This window comes from Lysobacter tyrosinilyticus, from assembly GCF_054779815.1.
The window spans coordinates 41,944-60,643 of the sequence record NZ_BAAGXN010000006.1 but is presented as its reverse complement, the minus strand read 5'-3'; the positions used below and the strand labels follow the sequence as shown (position 1 = coordinate 60,643).

The following is an 18,700-nucleotide window of genomic DNA, read 5'->3' as shown; positions in this document are numbered from 1 at the left end:
GGCCTCATTCCTCCGGCGGCACGTAACCTGCGGGCTTTTCCGCATCGCCGCCGAAGAGGAACTTCTGCATCTCGCCCTCAAGGAAGGCGCGGTGCTGCGGATTCATGGGCGAGAGCCGGTTCTCGTTGATCAGCATGGTCTGGTGCGCGAGCCATTTCGCCCATGCGGTCTTGCCGATATGCGCGAACACGCGCTTGCCCAGCTCGCCCGGCCATGGCACGAAATCCAGGCCTTCGGTGTCGCGGTGTTCGTACTCGCAGAAGACGGTGCGGGGCATGAATCAGGCTTCCAATAATTTGCGGATCGGCGCCGGAATCCCGAGCGCCGCGAATTCGCCGCGGCCGACCCAGCGCAGGTCGTCATTGTCGCCGACGCGTTCGCGCAAGGCGATGTCGCGCAGGCGCAGCGGCTGCAGGCGCAGTTTGTAGTGGCTGAAGGCGTGGTCGATCGTGGGCAACGCTTCGGCGGTGGTGAAATCGTCGTGCGATTGCTGCTCGAACCAGTGCTGGAGCGAAGCGGTATCGTCCGCCTGCGGCAGCGTCCACAACGAAGCCCAGATGCCGGTCGGCGGCCGGCGTTGCAGCAGGATCTCGCCGCGCGCGTTTTCCAGCCACAGCACACACGCGTGCTTCTGCGGCACGGTCTTGCCTGGCTTGGGCGTGGGCAGTTCGGCGATGCGGCCCTCGCGGCGCGCGACGCAGTCGTCCTGCATTGGGCACAGCACGCAGGCAGGATCGCTACGGGTGCACAGCGTCGCACCCAGGTCCATCTGCGCCTGGGTGTAGTCGGCCATGCGTTCGTGCGGCAGATGCGATTCTGCGAGCGACCACAATGGCTTCTCCACCGCCGGCGTGCCGGGATAACCGTCGATGCCGTGGAAGCGGGTGAGCACGCGCTTGACGTTGCCGTCGAGGATGGCATGGCGATCGCCCCAGGCCTGCGACAGGATCGCTGCCGCGGTGCTGCGGCCGATGCCGGGCAGGGCCGTGAGGGCGTCGATGTCGCGCGGCAGCTCGCCGTCGTGCAGCTCCACGCAGCGTTGCGCCGCGGCCTGCAGGTTGCGTGCGCGGGCGTAGTAGCCCAGTCCCGACCAGAGCGCCATGACGTCGTCGCGCGATGCCGCGGCGAGGGCCGGCAACGTCGGCAGCGTGGCGACGAAGCGTTCGAAGTAGGGAATGACGGTCTTCACCTGCGTCTGCTGCAGCATGATTTCCGACAACCACACGCGATACGGTGTACGCGGGTGTTGCCAGGGCAGGTCGTGGCGACCGTTGACGTCGAACCAGCGCAACAAGCGCGGGGCGAAGTCGTCAGTGCCGTCATCGGGAATGGATTGGGAACGCCGCACCATCAGTCCTTAGCTCCCTCATCGCTCATTTCGATGTCCACGCCTTCGAGCCTCGCGCCGGAGATCTCCATCGTCGGCGTCGTCAGCCGGCCCGACAGTGGTGGCAGCGGGGAAGCTTGCTTCGCCTCGATCCAGCCCAGCACGCGGGGTAGGCGGAAGCGGCCGTCGAACCGCGTGGCATCGCGCTGCAGCTGCAAGGCGGCTTCGTCGTCGAAACTCGGTGCGCCGTCGTAGCGCAGCGCAAACGGCAACGGTGAGTGCGACTGGCCCAGTGGCGGCGGCAACGCCGGCCACGCCTGCGGCCATTGCGCGAGCGCGCCATCCAATTGCAGCGTCAACTTGCGCCCGAGTGCGAGGGTGCCATGGGCATCCAGCGGAGGGAGAGGGTTGTCGTCGCCATCCTGACGCGGTCGCAGTGCCAAGCCGGCGGGCGCCAGCGTCCACGTCGCTTCGTCGAAATGCAGTGGGCCGTACAGCCCAAGCGCGAACGGCAGTTGCGTCGTCGGAGTTTCCAGCCGCGCCGCCATGCCCAGACGCGCCGGGGTGATGCGCAGATCGTCTGCGCCGAAACGCAGTGGCCCCGACAACTGCACGGTCGCGGGCAATCGCCAGTCGCGTCCGCGCTCGATGCTGATGCGGCCATGCGTGGCGAAGCCGGTCGTACCGGCCTTGATCAGCGCTTCGGGGTGCACGATCGCCACCGCCAGGTCCACCGGAATGGTCAACGGTGCGTCGAGGTAGCGACCGCGCAGGCGTGCGCGCAACGGATGCGCGCGATCGAGCACCGGCATGTCGGCCTGGATGCCATCGATGCGCCAGTCGTTGTTGTCGATCGCACCGTCGCGGATTCGCAGGCCGTCAATGAGCGTCGGCAGGCGTTTCTCCGACGGCGGACGCGTAGCGAGCCAGTGTTGTAATGCCGGCAGGTCGAGGCGGGGTGCGTCGAGTTCGATCCGGCGCACGATCAGATCCTTGCCACCCGCGCGCAGGGTCGACCACGGCAGAGCGACATAGATGCGACTCGCGGTCAGCAGCGGTTTCGCGGCCTTGGGCTCGCGTACGGTGACGTCGCGCAGAACAAGCATCGGCGTACCGCGCAGCTGGTATTGAGCGGTGCCGGAGGCTTTGATTTCCAGTCCCAGCGAGGCGCCGAGGCGGTTGGTGACGATGGCGGCGACACTCTGCGGTCGCGACAGCCAGCGGCCTGCGATCAGCAGCGCGATCGCAGCAAAGATCAGGGCAAGCAGAATGCGACGGCGGCGCGTCATCCGTTGCCGTTGCCGAGGGCTTCCGGAAGCAGGGCGTCGACAAATGCTTCCGCATCGAACACGCGCAGGTCTTCCGGACGTTCGCCGATGCCGGCGAAGCGGATCGGAATGCCGAATTCGCGTGCCAGCGCGAACACCACGCCGCCCTTGGCGGTGCCGTCGAGCTTGGTGACCACCAAGCCGGTGACACCGACCGCGGCATGGAACTGGCGCAGCTGCGACAACGCGTTCTGACCGGTAGTGCCATCGATCACCATCAGCACTTCGTGCGGGGCATCGGCATCCAGCTTCTGGATCACGCGTTTGATCTTGCCCAGCTCGTTCATCAGACCCTGCTGGGTGTGCAGGCGACCAGCGGTGTCGGCGATCAGTACCTCGGTGCCTCGGGCCTTGGCGGCCTGCAATGCGTCGAAGGCAACCGACGCGGCATCCGCGTTCTGTCCCTGCGCGACAACCGGCACGCCATTGCGTTCGCCCCAGGCCTGCAGCTGCGCGACCGCGGCAGCACGGAAAGTGTCGCCGGCGGCGAGCATCAAGGGACGGCCTTCGTCCTTGAAGCGCTTGGCCAGCTTGCCGATGGTCGTGGTCTTGCCGACGCCGTTGACGCCGACGGTGAGCAGCACGAACGGCGTGGTGTTGCGATCGATTTCCAGCGGTTTCGCCACTGGTTGCAGCAACGCGATGAGATCGCCACGCAGCGCGGCGAGCAACGCGTTGGCGTCGGTGAACTCGCGCGCCTTCATGCGCTTGCGCAGATCGTTGACCAGGGTCGAGGTCGCGCTGACGCCGACGTCGGCCATCAGCAGCGCGGTCTCGATCTCGTCGAGCAGGTCGTCATCCAGGCGCGGGTTGCGCGAGAACAGCCCGCCGAGGGTGCGCGCGAAGGCGCTGCCGCGCAGGCGATCGCGCCAGCCCTTGCGGCCGGGAGCGGCGGCCGGGGCGGCTTCATCGGTAGCCAGCAATGCGGCCGGCTCGACCTCCATCGCCGCGGCGATGATCTCCGCCGGCACCGGTTCGGTTTCGCGCAGGCCGTCATCGGCCGGTGCTTGCGTCGCCGGGGCGCCGGTGTCGAGAGTCGGATCGGCCGGAGGCGTGCGGGCATCGCCAGGCGTCGCCGGCGACGCGTCGGGCTTCTTGCGGCGGAAGAAATTGAGCATCAGCGAGGGAAGCGGAGAGTGCGCGAGAATGTGGACATGATAGCCCCCTCGCTTCCTGCCGCCCGATGAGCCGTCCGCATTCCCGCACAGGCCAGGCGGCACCCGGAAAGACCGCACCTGGAAAAATCCGCATCATCGGCGGCCGCTGGCGCGGCACGCGCCTGGACGTGCCCGATGCGCCCGGCCTGCGTCCGACCAGCGACCGCGTGCGCGAAACCCTGTTCAACTGGCTGCAGCCGGCGCTGCCGGGGGCGCGCGTGCTCGATCTGTTCGCGGGCAGCGGGGCGCTCGGCTTGGAGGCGTTGTCGCGCGGCGCGGGGTCTGCGGTGCTGGTCGAGCGCGACACGAAGCTGGCCGCCGCATTACGCACCATCGCCGCACGACTGCAGGGCGGCGAAGCCGCGAATGTAGTGCAGGCCGATGCGCTCGCCTGGCTGCGTGACCAGCCGGACGGCAGTTTCGACCTGGCCTTCGTCGATCCGCCGTTCGACGCGAATTTTTGGGGCAGCGTACTGCCGGTACTGACGACGAAGCTGTCCGCGAACGGCTGGCTGTATGTCGAATCCCCGCACGCGGCCGAGGCTGCGCCGCCGCCGGAATGGGCCCTGCATCGCGAGGGCAACACGCGCGAGGTGCGGTATGCGCTCTACCGGCGACGGGCCGAAACCGCTGTTCACCCCGGCACCGCTGCTACACTGGCGTCCAATCCGGCCGGGCCAGCCGCGATCGCCTAATTCTGAGCGAGCCAACTCCGAGCGAACCCCCCGCGAATGACCGCCCGCAACCGCATTGCCGTCTATCCCGGCACTTTCGATCCGATCACCAATGGCCACGTCGACCTCGTCGATCGTGCCGCGCCGCTGTTCGAACGGATGATCATCGGCGTCGCCGCCAGTCCGGGCAAAGGCCCGGCGCTGCCGCTGGAACTGCGCGTCGAGCTCGCGCGCGAAGCCGTGGCGCATCACGCCAACGTCGAAGTCCGCGGCTTCGCCGGCTTGCTCGCGCACTTCGTCGCCGAAGTTGGCGGCGGCGTGCTGATGCGCGGCCTGCGCGCGGTGTCCGACTTCGAGTACGAGTTCCAGCTCGCCAGCATGAACCGGCATCTCATACCCGAGGTGGAGACGCTGTTCCTCACGCCGGCCGAGCAGTACGGCTTCATTTCCTCATCGCTGGTCCGCGAGATCGCCCGCCTTGGCGGCGACGTCTCCGGTTTCGTACCGCCGGCGGTGGCCTCCGCGTTGCAGGCGCAGTGGCAACGCAATCCAGCTGCATGATGCATCTGCAGTAATCAATCACGCACACAACCACGCATTACCAAGACTGGGGAACGCCCGATGAAGATCTCGACCCGACTGCTGCTCACCGCCTGCCTCGTGCTGCCCTTCCTGGGCGCGTGCAAGAAGGAAGAAGCCGCGCAGGCAACCGCCAAGGCGGCGGTGGCGATGCCGGCCACGCCGACCGACGAGAATGCCTGGAACGCCTATCTGACCGATGTGGTGACCCGCAACCTCGACGGCGCCACCACGCCGCTGGTCTACACCCTGCCGGCCGACACGACCGAAGACTTCCAGGGCTTCTACGACCGCCAGCTGGAAAAGGCCGAGTCCGACATGATGCGTGGTGGCGTGGAAGGCACGCTGCTGGCCTTTGGTGGCCCGAACTCGGCCAAGACCGCCGATCTCGCTGCTGCCGCGTTCGCCAAGGCCTCGCCTGGCACCATGAAGGGCGTGAAGGTGCTCTTCATCGGCGCCGCGGCGGACAGCGACCGCGTCAAGGCGGCGGTGGAGCCGTCGGGCGCGAGCTACAAGTTCGTTGAAGCGAAGTGACGATCTGCCGCGCCCGCAGAGCGGGCGCGGCTTTGCCGGATCCGGCAAGCCGGAATCCATTTGCTCTTGCTGTTGCTATCGCCGAAGCAGGATCAAAATGGATTCCAGCACCGGCTGGAACGACGGAATTCCGTCGATAGAGGAGTAGAGGCGGCTAACCGCCCGATTTGAACCATGGCGCTGAAGATCAACGAGCTCTGCGTCAATTGCGATGTCTGCGAGCCGGCCTGTCCGAACCAGGCGATTTCGCAGGGCGAAACCATCTACGTGATCGATCCCGCGCGCTGCACCGAGTGCGTGGGCCACTTCGACGAGCCACAGTGCGTCGTCGTCTGCCCGGTCGAGTGCATCGATCCGGATCCCGCCTTCCCCGAATCCAACGAGCAGCTGCTGGCCAAGCTCGCGCGCCTGCAGGCGCAAGGCTGAGGTTCTCGCGTTGATCATCGGCGGAAGGAGCTGACACCGAAAGGAACCTGCCGATGCCGTTGCGTACGCTGCTGCTGTCCCTGTTGTTGCCGTTTGCGATGATGGATGTTGCCGTCGCGGCGCAGGCTCCGGCGTCACAGCACCCGCCGGGTGCGGCCATCGCCAGCGGTCATGCCCTTGCAACGCAAGCCGGCATGGACATGATCCGCGCCGGCGGCAATGCGTTCGATGCGGCGGTGGCAGTGTCCGCGGCGCTGTCGGTGGTCGAGCCGATCAGCTCGGGAATCGGCGGTGGTGGTTTCTTCCTTCTGCACGATGCGAAAACGGGCAAGGACATCTTCGTCGACGCGCGCGAAACCGCGCCCGCGTCCGCCACGCCCGCGGCCTATCTCGACGAAAAGGGCGAACTCAACCGCGATCGCGCCATGAATGGCCCGTGGTCCGCCGGCATTCCCGGGTTGCCCGCCGCGCTCGTGCATCTGGCTCAGCGCTACGGCCGCCTGCCGTTGACGACCACGCTGGCGCCCGCGATCCGCCTGGCGCGCCAAGGCTTCCCGATCTATCCGCGCCTGGAAAAAGGCTACGCCTCGCGCCGTGAAGTGATGGAGCGCTACCGCGGTACCCGCGCTGTCTTCCTGGCAGACGGTACCCCGCCGATGACGGGCGAAGTCCTGCGCCAGCCCGAACTTGCGCACACGCTCGAACTCATCGCGCAGAGGGGCTTCGACGGCTTCTATCGCGGTGAAACCGCTTCGAAGCTGCTCGCTGCGGTCAAGCAGGAGGGCGGCAAGTGGCGCGCCGATGAGCTCACCGGTTACCGGGTCAAGGAGCGTGAGCCGCTGCGGTTCCGCTATCGCGATTGGAACGTCACCACCGCGCCGCCGCCGTCGTCCGGCGGGATCGCGTTAGCCGAGATGCTGCAGATGCTCGAGGGTTGGGATCTGGCCAAGCTCGATGACGCCCACCGCCACCACGTCATCGTCGAAGCAATGCGACGCGCGTACCGCGATCGCACCATCTATCTGGGCGATCCGGACTTCGTGAAGGTGCCGGTGCGTCGGCTGATGGACGCGGACTATGCCGCGGGCCTGCGTGCGACGATCCATCCGGACAAGGCCACGCCGAGCTCGTTGCTGCCGGGCGTTCCCGCGCCGCTGGAAGACGACGAGACCACGCACTTCTCCATCCTCGATGCCGAAGGCAACCGCGTTTCGGCAACGCAGACCGTGAACCTGCTGTACGGCTCGGGCATGGTCGCGCCCGGTACCGGCGTGCTGCTCAATAACGAGATGGACGACTTCGCGCTGCGTCCGGGCACGCCCAATGCGTTCGGCGTGATGGGCTTCGCCGCCAATGCGCCGCAGGCCGGCAAGCGCATGCTGAGTTCGATGACGCCGAGCTTCATCGAGTCGAAGGACAAGCTAGCGCTGGTCGGCGCGCCGGGTGGCAGCCGAATCATCACCGAGGTGCTGATCGGCATCCTCGGCTACGACGCCGGACTCGGGGCGCAGCAGGTCGCTGCGCTCCCGCGCTTCCACCACCAGTGGCTACCGGACGCGATTTCGGCGGAGAAGGGCGCGATCGATCCCGCGACCGTCGCGACCCTGCAGGCAATGGGTCACACGGTGAACGCCGGCGAAGCGACCTGGGGCAATCTGCAGACCGTGTTGTGGGACAAACGCACCGGCCGACTGGAAGGCGGGAGCGATCCGCGTAACTCGGTGGGTAGTGCGGAAGTGCTCCAGAGCGACGATCACTGAACCTCCTGGATGCCGTGATATGCGGCGTCCACTTCGCGCATGCGCCGATCGGCGCGATAATCCTCACATGGCCACATTGGAAGCGCGGCAATGAAACTTTGGTCCCTGCTCGGCAACAGCCAGAAGCTCGACGGTGGTGCGATGTTCGGCAACGCACCGCGCGCGATGTGGGAAAAGTGGTCGCCGCCCGACGCGCAGAACCGCATCGACCTGGCCTGCCGCGCGCTGCTGGCGACGCCGCTGGCCGGCAAGACCGTGCTGTTCGAAGCCGGCATCGGTGCGTTTTTCGAACCGAAGTTGCGTGAGCGCTATGGCGTCAACGAAGAACGCCACATCCTGCTCGACTCGCTGACCGCAGCCGGATTCAAGCCGGAAGACATCGATGTCGTGGTGTTGTCGCACCTGCACTTCGACCATGCCGGTGGCGTGCTGGCGAAGTGGGAGGAGGGCGTCGCTCCCAGGCTGGTGTTCCCGAATGCCAGTTACGTCGTCGGCCGCGAGCACTGGGAACGCGCCCGCCAGCCGCATCCGCGCGATCGCGCCAGCTTCGTCGCCGAACTGCCCGGCTTGCTGGAAGCCACCGGCCGTCTCGAACTGGTCGACGGCGCGCATTCGAAGACTTTGGGCAATGCCGTGCGTTTTCATTTCAGCGACGGCCACACGCCCGGGCTGATGCTGGCGGAAATCGTTGGTCCGGATATGGTCAATGGCGAAGCGCATGGTGGCGTGGTGTTCTGCGCCGATCTGATTCCCGGCCGGCCGTGGGTGCATGTCCCGATCACCATGGGCTACGACCGCAACGCCGAACTGCTGATCGACGAGAAGAAGGCCTTTCTCGAGGACAAGCTCGCGCGCAACGTGCATCTGTTTTTCACCCACGACCCGGGCTGCGCATTGGCGCAGGTTGTGCGCGACGAGAAGGGCAAGTTCGCAACCGCGCACGAAGTCGCCGAGTTGCACGCGAGGGCGCTGGCGGCGTGAGCCCCTGGTTTGTCACGCCGAACGCAGCGAGGGGCCTGCTTTGCTTCACCTCCATGGTGAACAGCAGGTCCCTCGCTGCGCTCGGGATGACGACGGTATTGGCTCTCGCTCCGCTGGCCTCGGTGTGGGCACAGGCCGAGCCGGAAGGTTTTCCCGATCCCGGCCCCGCGCTGGTCGATCCGGATTTCAGGGTCAATACGCATGAGTTCGGCCTGGATCGTCGCGTCGAGATGTATCAGTGGCGCATCAGCGACCAGGGTTACGAGCGCGTGTGGCACGGCGCGCTGATCGATTCCGCAGGATTCGATACCGCGCACCAGAATCCATCCGGGTTCCCGCTCGATAACGAGCGCTGGTGGGCACCGCAACCGACGCTGGACGGCAAGCCGCTCGACGCCGATGTACTGCGCAGCCTGGGCGAGTGGCGCGTGTTGCGTCCGAACTTCTCACGCCTGCCGGCGAACCTTGCGGCGTCATTCCAGCCCGAAGGCGATGGGCTGGGCAGTGCCGAGAATCCGCTGGATCCGCAAATCGGCGATCTGCGCGTGAGCTGGCGCGAACTGGTGCTGCCGTCACTCACGGGCAAGGTGATGTTGCGCGAGGGGCAATGGCGGCGCGTGGAGGAGGCTCCGGAAGTGGCGCCAACCGAGGAGCCCGCATCCGCGCCCGCCAACCCGCGGCACCCTGAGCGCACGCAGCGGCTGTGGCCGGTCTTCGGTACAGGTCTGGCTGTGCTCATCGCGATCGTCGTGACGATACGGCGACGACGGCATCGGCGCGAATAAGTACAGCGCACCTGTGGATTTGCTGGCGACGGAAGGCAAACAGCTCGCGCGCCGCGGCGTGTTTGGGATCCCTGGCTGATTGGTCCTATCGCGGCGCGGTGCCGAAGATCTTGTCGCCCGCGTCGCCCAGGCCCGGGAGGATGTAACCGACTTCATTCAGGCGTTCGTCGATGGCGGCGGTATAGACCTCGACATCCGGGTGCCTGGCTTCCAGTGCGCGCAGGCCTTCCGGCGCAGCGACCAGGAACAGTCCCTTGATGCGCCGGCAACCTGCGGCCTTGAGCATGTCGATGGTCGCGATCAGCGTGCCGCCGGTGGCGAGCATCGGATCGAGGATAAGCGCGGTGCGTTCGTCCATGCGGCCGGTGAGCTTTTCGTAGTAGCCAATCGGCTGCAGGGTGCGCTCGTCGCGCTGCAGGCCCACGACACCGACTTTCGCGGCCGGAATCAACTCGAGCACACCCGGCAGCATGCCCAACCCCGCACGCAGGATCGGCACTAGGGTGACCTTTGCGCCCTTGATGCGCTGGATCTTTACCGGGCCGGCCCAGCCTTCGATGACGACTTCTTCGGTCTCGAGATCGGCGGTGGCCTCGTAGGTCAGCAGCGTGGCGACTTCGGAAGCGAGCTCGCGGAATTCCTTGGTACTGATGCCGGTCACGCGCATCAGGCCGAGCTTGTGCTTCACCAGCGGGTGGCGGACTTCGGTGATTTTCATGGGCGGCTCCTAGCGTGGGGCAAGCATGCCTGCTTTCGCGGGAGCGATACAAAGCCCTGACGGCACTAGGCTTGTAGAGCGGAGCTTGCTCCGCTGCTCCTGCGCTTTTGCCTTGTAGCGCCGCGCCTGCGCGGTGTGCTCTTTGTTTTTCGGGCAGATCGCACCGCGCAGGCGCGGCGCTACGAAAGCAGCGGAGCAAGCTCCGCTCTACAAAGCGATGAGGCGGAAAAGCAAAAGGCCGGCGAGAGCCGGCCTTTTGCTCGCGCGGAGGAGGGCGCTTACGCCGCGACCGCCTGCTGCGCGCGCGGACCTTCCTGCAGAGCGCGCTTGACCATGCCAACCACCAGGTCGATTTCCTCGCTGGTGATGGTGAAGGTCGGGGTGAAGCGCAGCGAGTTGACGCCGCCGTGGATCACGCCGATGCCGTGTTCGCGCAGCCACTCTTCGGTCGAACCCGTGCCGTAGCACTTGAAGTCGCTCGACAGTTCGCACGAGAACAGCAGGCCGGTGCCCTGGACCTTGGTGATCATGCCGCCGAGTTCCGCCTTGAGCTTCTCGAGCTTGTCGGTCGCTTCCTTGCCCTTGGCGCGGATGTTCTCGCGCAGCTCCGGCGTGACCTGCTTGAGCACCGTCACGGCGACGTCGAGGGCGCGCGGGTTGGTGGTCATGGTGTTGCCGTACAGGCCCTTCTTGTAGATCTCGCCGGCGCGCTTGGTCACCGCGAGCACCGACAGCGGGTACTGGCCGGCGTTGAGCGCCTTGGAGTAGGTCTCCATGTCCGGCGCTTCGACGTTCTCGAAACCGGGGTAGTCGATGATCGAGAGCACGCCGTTGGCGCGCAGGCCGGCCTGGATCGAGTCGACCAGCAGCAGGCCGCCGTGGGCCTTGGTCAGTTCGCGCGCGGCGTTGTAGAACGCGACCGGCACGCTGCGACCCGGGTCGCCTTCGCCCATCACCGGCTCGAGGAACATCGCTTCGATGAACCAGCCATTGGCGTCGGCGTCGGCGAAGGCCTTCTTCAGCGCGTCGACGTCGTAAGGCTCGACCGTCAGCACGGTGTCTTCGCCGCGGAAGCTGGCGAGGTGCTGCATATAGGTCTTGCGGGTGGAATCCGAATACAGCGCCGGACGCTCGGTGCGGCCGTGGAAGCTGCCCTTCACCACCAGGCGCTTGATCGCGCGGCCAGCGTGCTTGGCACCCGTGTCGGTCATGGTCTTGGCGTTGGCATCGACGATGCGCGAGGCCAGCGAGACCGATTCCGAACCGGAGTTCAGACACAGGAACTTCTCGTACGGGCAGGCGCCACGGTTCAGGCCGATGGCGGCGCGAATCGCCTTCTCAAAGCGCAGTTGCGACAGCGAGGCGGTCATGATGTTCGCCATCGCCTGCGGCTTGGCCATCGCGTCGATCACGGCCTTGGGCGTGTGACCGAAGCCGAGCATGCCGTAGCCGCCGGAGTCGTGCAGGACCGCGCCCTTGAGGGTGACGACCCAGGGGCCGCGGGCGACGAGGGCGACGTACGGATTCACGCCGTCGTCCGGGTAGAAGTTGACGTAGCCGGCCTGCACGGCGCGCAGCTGCGCGTCTTCGTCCAGGTCGAGCAGGTCGGCGAAGTCGGCCTTGATCGCCTGGTATTCGGCGACAGCGGCATCGATCGCTTCGACCAGGGCCGGGTGGGTGGCGGCGAACTGGGCGATGACGGCGTCATCCAGGCCCACGGTGCGGCGCTTGCCGGCATGGGCGCGCAGGGACGCGAGTTTGTCGGTAACGGCCATGGGAGTCTCCTGAAATGGGGCTAATCGGCCTATTATCGGGATAATTTCGTCGATCGGTAGTGGGTGTTTGGACGAAATATTCTTGTATTTCGTCAAAATGCCGAAAATAATTAGGCATTATGAAGATCACCCCCGCCGATCAGCAGCTCCTGACCGTCCTGCGCGAGAACGCCCGCGCCTCCACCGCCGAGATCGCCAGGCGCCTCAGGCTATCCCGCACCACCGTGCAGAGCCGGATCGAGCGGCTGGAGCGGGAAGGGGTGATCAGCGGCTACACCGTCCGGATCAACGACGATGCCGAACGCGGCCACATCCGCGCCCACATCATGATCACCGTGCTGCCCAAGCAGATGCCGGCCGTGGTGGACGCCCTGCGCGCGATGCCCGAGGTGCGCGCGTTGCATTCGGTCAGCGGTCCATTTGACCTGGTGGCGATGGGCGTGGTGCCGACTGTGGCCGAGATGGACGAACTGACTGACCGCATCGGCGCGATCGACGGGGTGGAGCGGACCACATCCTCGATCATCCTGTCGGCGAAGTTCGAGCGCTGAAATAAACGCTGACGTATGGATCGCGCTTAACGAGTTTCGTATGGACTTGGAATTTTGCGTGCCGTAGATTCGGCCTTGCGACCGGTTTGGTCGCCTAACCAAATGGATTGGATATGTCTCAGAACGTTGAGCAGCGCCTGTTGGGAAGGATGGTGGCAATGGATGTGACCCAGGACGCTGAGTCCGCATCGATCGAGCAAATGGCTGCGTCCACTTACGGCTACACGTGGATTGGCGGCTTTAGGGAAATCGATCGCGCCGATAACGGCGATCAAATTCCCTGATCGAGACGCAAAAGACCGAAGGCCACTCGCGTGGCCTTCGGTTCTTTTTATTCCTGTAAAAGAAACAGGTGCGGCAGCGGTACGTGCTCGGGACTGTCGTCCGGCGGAACATCCTTCACCGCATCAGAAGCCAGGAACTCGGCAAAGCTGCAAACGGGTTTGCCCGCTTCGTACTGGAACCGCCGATTTCGGCTGTGAAGGAACCGGGTGAAGCAATCGAGTAGGGGAACGTCCGGATCCTCCTGTTCCAGCCAGAGGAACTGCCCCATTTCATTGATCTCGAGGAAGATGTAATCGCCCTCTGGGGTCACGATCACGTCGATGCAGCCGAACACCAGACCCATGCGTTCGACCAGGGCCAGGCACTGCTGCTCGATATGTGCAGGCAATTGATGCCGCCGGGATCGGATCGGATTCCTCGAAACGTTGGCGCGCCAGTCGGTCAGGTAGTAACCGTCCTGTTGCGAGTCGATTCTTGACGCGAAGATGGAGCGTCCCATGACCGTGATCCGCAACTCATAGTCTTTATCCACCAGGGACTGGTAGATGCCGGGGGCCTGGGAAAGCGATATGTCGTGTTCGAGCAGAGCTTCGTTCAGGGGCGAAGTAAACGTCGAATACATTCCTCCATCGCTGTTCCAGACTGCGGGGACGTAAGGTTTGTAGATGACGCGCCCATCGTGCGCATTGAAGAACGCCCTGATGCGTTGTGGGTCGTTGGAAAGCAGGGTCTGGGGTATGCTGAGCCCGACCGCTTTTGCCTGCATCAACTGCACGGCTTTGCGATCTGCGCGGCGTTTGGCCTGCAGCGGGTTGATCCAGAAGCGATCATCCATATCCAGCACGTCCATCATGGATCGGACGTACTCGCCGGCTTCGCCTTTTGCGAATCGTATGTCGGCCGGATGCAGGTCAGATGAGGCCGACGGGTGGTACCAGCGGCGCAGCCATACCGCGTCGATATCCCTCACGTTGAAGGTGCGATAAGTGCGGGCGCAATACAGATCGACGTTGGCGGGCTGCGCTGCAGGCAGGCTATCGATCTCGATGCTGGCCGAATGCTTCTGCGGGAAATCGTGCGTGTACCAGAACACGCTGGGTTTGCCGAGTTTCTCCAGCCCCCATGCGGCTGCGCGCGCATGCACGTCCCAGGGGTCGGCTACAAACAGTGTTGTCATGGCAGTATCCATCGCCAGCGTTTTTAGGTAAGGGCGATCATGCCAGAGGTTTCGATTACCCTTCCACTGTCCGCATTCGACAACTGACGGCATTCAACAACTCAATGAGTCACCAGGGATGAGTCTGACAAGTGCGCCCGCATGGACGACGGCACGGCTGATATTCCGCCGGTTGCTTCCGACGTTATGGGCCTATCGGGGGCGCGTGCTTCTCGCGTTGGCACTGCTGCTGGCTTCCAAGCTGGCGGCCATTGCTGTGCCAATGCAGTTGAAGTGGCTCGTGGATCGCCTCGGTGCCAAGCCTGGGGTGGTTGAGCTCCCGCTCATGCTTGTGTTGGCCTATGGTGCAGCGCGGCTCTCGACGTCGGTTTTTGTCGAATTGCGTGGAATAGTGTTTGCCCGCGTAACCGCGCGGACGACCCGTCACGTCGCTTTGCAGGTCTTTTCGCATCTGCACGCACTGTCACTGCGCTTTCACTTGAATAAGCGAACGGGAGCCGTATCGCGGGACCTCGAGCGAGGCGTTTCCTCTATTTCGGATCTGCTGGAATGGACGCTCTATTCGATCCTGCCTACGCTCCTGGAGGTTGTGATCGTCTGCGGCATCCTGGTTGTGCGTTACGACGCAAGCTTCGCCTTGATCGCTCTGGGAACCATCGCTGCCTATGTGATCTTTACGATCGTTTCAACGCAGTGGCGTATGCGCATCTACCGCGCCGCGAATGAAGCCGACACGGAAGTGAGTGCTGTCTCGGTGGACTCGTTGATGAACTACGAGACCGTAAAGTATTTCAACAACGAACGTTACGAGCTCGAGCGCTATGACCAGCGTATGCGCGCGCTGGAAACTTCGATTGTCAGGAACTTGCAGTCTCGTGCCGTTCTCAATATTGGCCAGGAGGTCATTGTCGCGACCGGGCTGGCGTTGCTGCTTTGGCGAGCATCTGCAGGGGTCGTGGCCGGAACCATGACGCTTGGCGACTTCGTCCTCGTCAACGCATTCTTGCTGCAGCTCGCTGCGCCACTCAATTTCCTGGGGTTCGTTTACCGTCAGATACGCGAGACGTTGGGCAATCTGGAGCGGATATTCGCCCTGGTGGACGAGCCCTGCGAGGTTGTGGATTCAGTCACGGCAACCGAACTCGAATTGCATGGCGGCACGGTGCGGTTTGAGGACGTTGGGTTCCGCTATGAGGCCGGCCGTGGAATCCTGGACAACGTCAATTTCTGCATTCCCGCGGGCCACACTGTCGCAGTCGTCGGGCCAACCGGGGCTGGCAAATCGACGTTGGCTCGGCTGTTGCTCCGTTTCTACGATCCGACAGCAGGGCGCATTTCGATTGATGGGCGAGATGTTCGCGATGTAACGCAGAGCTCGTTGCGCAAGGCGATCGGCGTCGTGCCGCAAGACACGGTGCTGTTCAATGACACCATCTACTTCAATATCGCCTACGGACGCCCCGATGCGTCTCGCGATGAAGTGATGGCCGCAGCACAGGCAGCGCACATACATACCTTCATCGCGTCTCTGCCTGAAGGCTACGACACGCTGGTCGGCGAGCGCGGCGTGAAGTTGTCGGGGGGCGAGAAGCAGCGCGTCGCCATTGCCAGAGCGCTGTTGAAGAATCCAGCCATTCTCATATTCGACGAGGCTACGTCGGCGCTCGATACCCACACGGAACAGGTCATTCAGGAAGAACTGGCAGCGATTTCCCGTAGCCGCACTACATTGGTGGTCGCCCATCGTCTGTCGACCATCGTTGACGCCGACCTCATCCTCGTGCTGGCCAATGGCCATGTGGCTGAGCAAGGTACCCATCTGCAACTTCTGGAAAAGCAAGGCTTGTATGCCAAGTTGTGGGCCCTGCAGCGGCGCGAGCAAGTCAGGAGCGAGCACGAGCCGGAGATTGCCTGAGTTCAAGCGCCGCGGGCGCCAATGCCGAATCCAGGCGCCCTAGGGGCGTAGCGATTAAGATGATGGGCCGCCTGAGTTCGCTTCCCCCCCCTTGAAAAAGTCCGATTTCCACTATGACCTCCCGCCCGAGTTGATCGCCCAGGCGCCGTTGCCCGAGCGTTCGGCCAGCCGCCTGCTGGTGGTGCCACCGGGTGATGCGCCGTTCGCCGATCGTTCCTTCCGCGACCTGCCTTCGCTACTGCGCGAGGGCGACCTGCTGGTGTTCAACGACACCCGAGTGATCCCGGCGCGGTTGTTCGGGCAGAAGGCTACGGGCGGACGCGTGGAGATCCTGATCGAGCGGTTGCTCGGCGGATTCGACGCGCGCGTGCAACTGGGCGTGAGCAAGTCGCCGAAGGAAGGTGCACGCATCGCGCTGGATGCCGGCGGCGAGCTGGAAGTGCTGGGGCGCGAAGGCGAGTTCTACGTAGTGCGCTTCCATGTGCCCGAATCGCTGGAGCAGTGGCTGCTGCACGCCGGACGCCTGCCGCTGCCGCCGTACATCCAGCGCGAACCCGGTGCGGACGACGACGAGCGCTACCAGACCGTGTTCGCACGCGAGGTCGGCGCAGTGGCTGCACCGACGGCGGGGCTGCATTTCGACGATGCGTTGCTCGCGAGTCTGCGTGAGAAGGGCGTGCAGTTCGGGCATGTGACCCTGCATGTCGGCGCAGGCACGTTCCAGCCCGTGCGTGTGGACGACCTCGACCAGCACGTGATGCACAGCGAGTGGCTCAATGTCGGCGCGGAATTGATCGAACAGATCCGGCGCACGCGCGCCGCGGGTGGACGTGTGGTGGCCGTGGGCACGACCGTGGTGCGCGCACTGGAAAGTGCGATGTGCGATGGCGAGCTGCGGCCGTTCGCGGGCGAGACCCGCTTGTTCATCCTGCCTGGCTATCGGATCCGTTCAGTCGATGTGCTAATCACCAATTTCCATCTGCCGGAAAGCACGCTGCTGATGCTGGTATCGGCGTTCGTGGGCAAGGGGCGGATGTTCGCAGCGTACGAGCATGCGATTCGCGAGCGGTACCGGTTCTTCTCGTATGGGGATGCGATGTTGCTGCATCCGCAAGCCGAGGGCGCGGAGGCGCGCGCATGAGCGGGCCTGCCGATTGCCGGATGTCGTTCCAACTCCTGACAACCGATGGTGCTGCGCGCCGCGGCAGGCTTACCTTCCCCCGCGGCACCGTGGAGACCCCGGCGTTCATGCCGGTCGGCACCTACGGCTCAGTGAAGGGCGTGCTGCCCGAGCAGGTGCGCGAACTCGGCGCGGAAATCATTCTCGGCAACACCTTCCACCTGTTCCTGCGGCCCGGACTCGACGTGATCGCCGACCACGGCGGCCTGCACGGTTTCGCGCGATGGAACGGGCCGATCCTCACCGACTCCGGCGGTTTCCAGGTGTTCTCGTTGGCGCACAAGCGCAAGATCACCGAAGCCGGCGTGACCTTTGCAGCGCCGACCGATGGCAGCAAGGTCTTCCTGGGGCCGGAAGAGAGCATGCACATCCAGAAGGTGCTCGGCTCCGACATCGTGATGATCTTCGACGAGTGCCCGCCGGTGCATGTCAACGGCGTGGCGGTCACGGCCGACGTGGTGAAGCGGTCAATGGAGCTGTCGCTGCGCTGGGCCGAACGCAGCAAGCGCGCACATGAAGGCAATGATGCGGCTCTGTTCGGCATCGTCCAGGGCGGCGTGCACCACGACCTGCGCACGCGTTCGGCAACCGGCCTGAAGGAGATCGGCTTCGACGGTTACGCGATCGGCGGCCTCGCCGTGGGCGAAACCGAAGCCGAGCGCAACCGCATGCTCGATCACACCGCGCCACAGCTCCCCGAGGACCAGCCGCGCTATCTGATGGGCGTGGGACGGCCGGAAGACCTGGTGGAAGCGGTCGCGCGCGGCGTGGACATGTTCGACTGCGTGATGCCGACCCGCAACGCGCGCAATGGCCACTTCTTCACCGCGACCGGCGCGGTGCGCATCCGCAACGCCGTCTACGAGCGCGACAACCGCCCGATCGAAGAAGGTTGCGACTGCTATACCTGCCGCAACGGCTTCAGCCGCAGCTATCTGCGGCACCTGGACCGCTGCAACGAGATGCTCGGGCCGGTGCTGGGGACTTTGCACAACCTGCGCCATTACCAGCGCCTGATGGCCGGGATGCGCGAGGCGATCGCGGCGGGAACCTTCAGCGCGTTCCGCGAGTCCTTCTACGCCGCCCGGTCCCTGCCGGTCCCCCCGCTCGGGGCCTGACCCCAGCCCCGTGGCATAATCCGCCGTTATTTCGTTCCCGGACGTCCCTAGATGAACCTGCTCGACTTCCTGATCTCTCCTGCCTACGCCCAGACCGCGGCTCCGTCGCAGGGCGGCGGCCTGATCACCTTCCTGCCCATGATCGGCCTGATCGCGGTCATGTATTTCCTGATGATCCGCCCGCAGATGAAGCGGCAGAAGGAACATCGCGCCATGCTCGACAAGCTGTCGAAGGGCGACGAAGTCCTGACCAATGGCGGCATCGCCGGCGTGGTCACCGACATCGGTGAGAACTTCGTCACGGTGGAAATCGCCGACAACGTGCGCATCCGTATCCAGAAGGGTGCTGTTGCCAATGTCCTGCCCAAGGGCACCTTGAAGTCGGCCTAAACCGCCGCCACCACGCTTTACAAGTTGGCGGCCGGGGAGC

General features: G+C 64.8%; 19 protein-coding genes and 1 pseudogene. 13 read left to right on the top strand and 7 right to left on the bottom strand.

From position 1 onward, the window contains the following. Nucleotides 1-4: 4 nt before the first annotated feature. The 4 genes and pseudogenes from ACYVGK_RS13880 to ftsY all read right to left on the bottom strand — a co-directional run. Nucleotides 5-277 (bottom strand): oxidative damage protection protein, encoded by a 273-nt coding sequence (locus ACYVGK_RS13880; protein WP_460734693.1) that lies wholly within the window; start codon nucleotides 275-277, stop codon nucleotides 5-7. A gap of 3 nt (nucleotides 278-280) precedes the next feature. Then, on the bottom strand, nucleotides 281-1,351 hold the full coding sequence (gene mutY, locus ACYVGK_RS13875) for an A/G-specific adenine glycosylase (protein WP_460734691.1): 1,071 nt from the start codon (nucleotides 1,349-1,351) through the stop codon (nucleotides 281-283). Continuing rightward, nucleotides 1,351-2,616 (bottom strand): AsmA family protein, encoded by a 1,266-nt coding sequence (locus tag ACYVGK_RS13870; RefSeq protein ID WP_460734689.1) that lies wholly within the window; start codon nucleotides 2,614-2,616, stop codon nucleotides 1,351-1,353. Before ACYVGK_RS13870 ends, mutY begins: the two co-directional genes overlap by 1 nt. Beyond that, nucleotides 2,613-3,629: pseudogene (gene ftsY, locus ACYVGK_RS13865) on the bottom strand (signal recognition particle-docking protein FtsY); the annotation flags it as partial. The pseudogene ftsY and the gene ACYVGK_RS13870, both read right to left, overlap by 4 nt. 209 nt (nucleotides 3,630-3,838) lie before the next feature. On the opposite strand from ftsY, the gene rsmD reads away from it, so the two are divergent. The 7 genes from rsmD to ACYVGK_RS13830 all read left to right on the top strand — a co-directional run bounded on the left by rsmD (nucleotide 3,839) and on the right by ACYVGK_RS13830 (nucleotide 9,551). Next, nucleotides 3,839-4,507, top strand: a complete 669-nt coding sequence (gene rsmD, locus ACYVGK_RS13860) for a 16S rRNA (guanine(966)-N(2))-methyltransferase RsmD (protein ID WP_460734687.1) — start codon at nucleotides 3,839-3,841, stop codon at nucleotides 4,505-4,507. Nucleotides 4,508-4,543: 36 nt separating this feature from the next. Continuing rightward, entirely contained in the window at nucleotides 4,544-5,047 is a 504-nt protein-coding gene (gene coaD / locus ACYVGK_RS13855; RefSeq protein ID WP_460734685.1) for a pantetheine-phosphate adenylyltransferase, read from the top strand. A 60-nt stretch (nucleotides 5,048-5,107) separates the two neighbouring features. Further along, entirely contained in the window at nucleotides 5,108-5,599 is a 492-nt protein-coding gene (locus ACYVGK_RS13850) for a hypothetical protein (RefSeq protein ID WP_460734683.1), read from the top strand. A gap of 174 nt (nucleotides 5,600-5,773) precedes the next feature. Further along, nucleotides 5,774-6,025, top strand: coding sequence for a YfhL family 4Fe-4S dicluster ferredoxin (locus tag ACYVGK_RS13845; protein WP_187711589.1), 252 nt, complete (start codon nucleotides 5,774-5,776; stop codon nucleotides 6,023-6,025). A 53-nt stretch (nucleotides 6,026-6,078) separates the two neighbouring features. Further along, nucleotides 6,079-7,785: a gamma-glutamyltransferase gene (gene ggt / locus ACYVGK_RS13840; protein ID WP_460734681.1), complete on the top strand. Its 1,707-nt coding sequence runs from the start codon at nucleotides 6,079-6,081 to the stop codon at nucleotides 7,783-7,785. Between the two features lie 90 nt (nucleotides 7,786-7,875). Continuing rightward, nucleotides 7,876-8,766: an MBL fold metallo-hydrolase gene (locus tag ACYVGK_RS13835; RefSeq protein ID WP_460734679.1), complete on the top strand. Its 891-nt coding sequence runs from the start codon at nucleotides 7,876-7,878 to the stop codon at nucleotides 8,764-8,766. Nucleotides 8,767-8,822: 56 nt separating this feature from the next. Further along, the gene (locus tag ACYVGK_RS13830; protein WP_460734678.1) at nucleotides 8,823-9,551 is read left to right on the top strand and encodes a TMEM43 family protein; all 729 of its coding nucleotides are present in this window, start codon (nucleotides 8,823-8,825) and stop codon (nucleotides 9,549-9,551) included. A gap of 85 nt (nucleotides 9,552-9,636) precedes the next feature. On the opposite strand, the gene upp is transcribed toward ACYVGK_RS13830, so the two are convergent. Both upp and ACYVGK_RS13820 read right to left on the bottom strand, forming a co-directional pair. Beyond that, nucleotides 9,637-10,269, bottom strand: a complete 633-nt coding sequence (gene upp, locus ACYVGK_RS13825; protein WP_460734676.1) for a uracil phosphoribosyltransferase — start codon at nucleotides 10,267-10,269, stop codon at nucleotides 9,637-9,639. A gap of 278 nt (nucleotides 10,270-10,547) precedes the next feature. Next, nucleotides 10,548-12,044, bottom strand: a complete 1,497-nt coding sequence (locus ACYVGK_RS13820; protein WP_460734674.1) for an aminotransferase class III-fold pyridoxal phosphate-dependent enzyme — start codon at nucleotides 12,042-12,044, stop codon at nucleotides 10,548-10,550. A gap of 119 nt (nucleotides 12,045-12,163) precedes the next feature. Between ACYVGK_RS13820 and ACYVGK_RS13815 the strand changes: the two genes are divergently transcribed. Then, nucleotides 12,164-12,595 carry an Lrp/AsnC family transcriptional regulator gene (locus ACYVGK_RS13815; protein ID WP_460734672.1) on the top strand — a complete coding sequence of 144 codons (432 nt, stop codon included), beginning with the start codon at nucleotides 12,164-12,166 and terminating at the stop codon, nucleotides 12,593-12,595. A 113-nt stretch (nucleotides 12,596-12,708) separates the two neighbouring features. After that, complete coding sequence (locus ACYVGK_RS13810; RefSeq protein WP_460734670.1) at nucleotides 12,709-12,879, top strand: hypothetical protein; 171 nt, start codon at nucleotides 12,709-12,711, stop codon at nucleotides 12,877-12,879. A gap of 47 nt (nucleotides 12,880-12,926) precedes the next feature. On the opposite strand, the gene ACYVGK_RS13805 is transcribed toward ACYVGK_RS13810, so the two are convergent. Continuing rightward, a complete protein-coding gene (locus ACYVGK_RS13805) occupies nucleotides 12,927-14,057 on the bottom strand; it encodes a hypothetical protein (RefSeq protein ID WP_460734668.1) in 1,131 nt (376 codons plus the stop codon). A 118-nt stretch (nucleotides 14,058-14,175) separates the two neighbouring features. On the opposite strand from ACYVGK_RS13805, the gene ACYVGK_RS13800 reads away from it, so the two are divergent. The 4 genes from ACYVGK_RS13800 (at nucleotide 14,176) to yajC (ending at nucleotide 18,660) form a co-directional block, all read left to right on the top strand. Beyond that, complete coding sequence (locus ACYVGK_RS13800) at nucleotides 14,176-15,972, top strand: ABCB family ABC transporter ATP-binding protein/permease (RefSeq protein WP_460734666.1); 1,797 nt, start codon at nucleotides 14,176-14,178, stop codon at nucleotides 15,970-15,972. Between the two features lie 91 nt (nucleotides 15,973-16,063). Then, a complete protein-coding gene (gene queA / locus ACYVGK_RS13795) occupies nucleotides 16,064-17,113 on the top strand; it encodes a tRNA preQ1(34) S-adenosylmethionine ribosyltransferase-isomerase QueA (RefSeq protein WP_460734664.1) in 1,050 nt (349 codons plus the stop codon). A gap of 20 nt (nucleotides 17,114-17,133) precedes the next feature. Further along, complete coding sequence (gene tgt / locus ACYVGK_RS13790) at nucleotides 17,134-18,270, top strand: tRNA guanosine(34) transglycosylase Tgt (protein ID WP_460734662.1); 1,137 nt, start codon at nucleotides 17,134-17,136, stop codon at nucleotides 18,268-18,270. A gap of 51 nt (nucleotides 18,271-18,321) precedes the next feature. Then, the gene (gene yajC, locus ACYVGK_RS13785) at nucleotides 18,322-18,660 is read left to right on the top strand and encodes a preprotein translocase subunit YajC (protein ID WP_460734660.1); all 339 of its coding nucleotides are present in this window, start codon (nucleotides 18,322-18,324) and stop codon (nucleotides 18,658-18,660) included. Nucleotides 18,661-18,700: the final 40 nt, after the last annotated feature.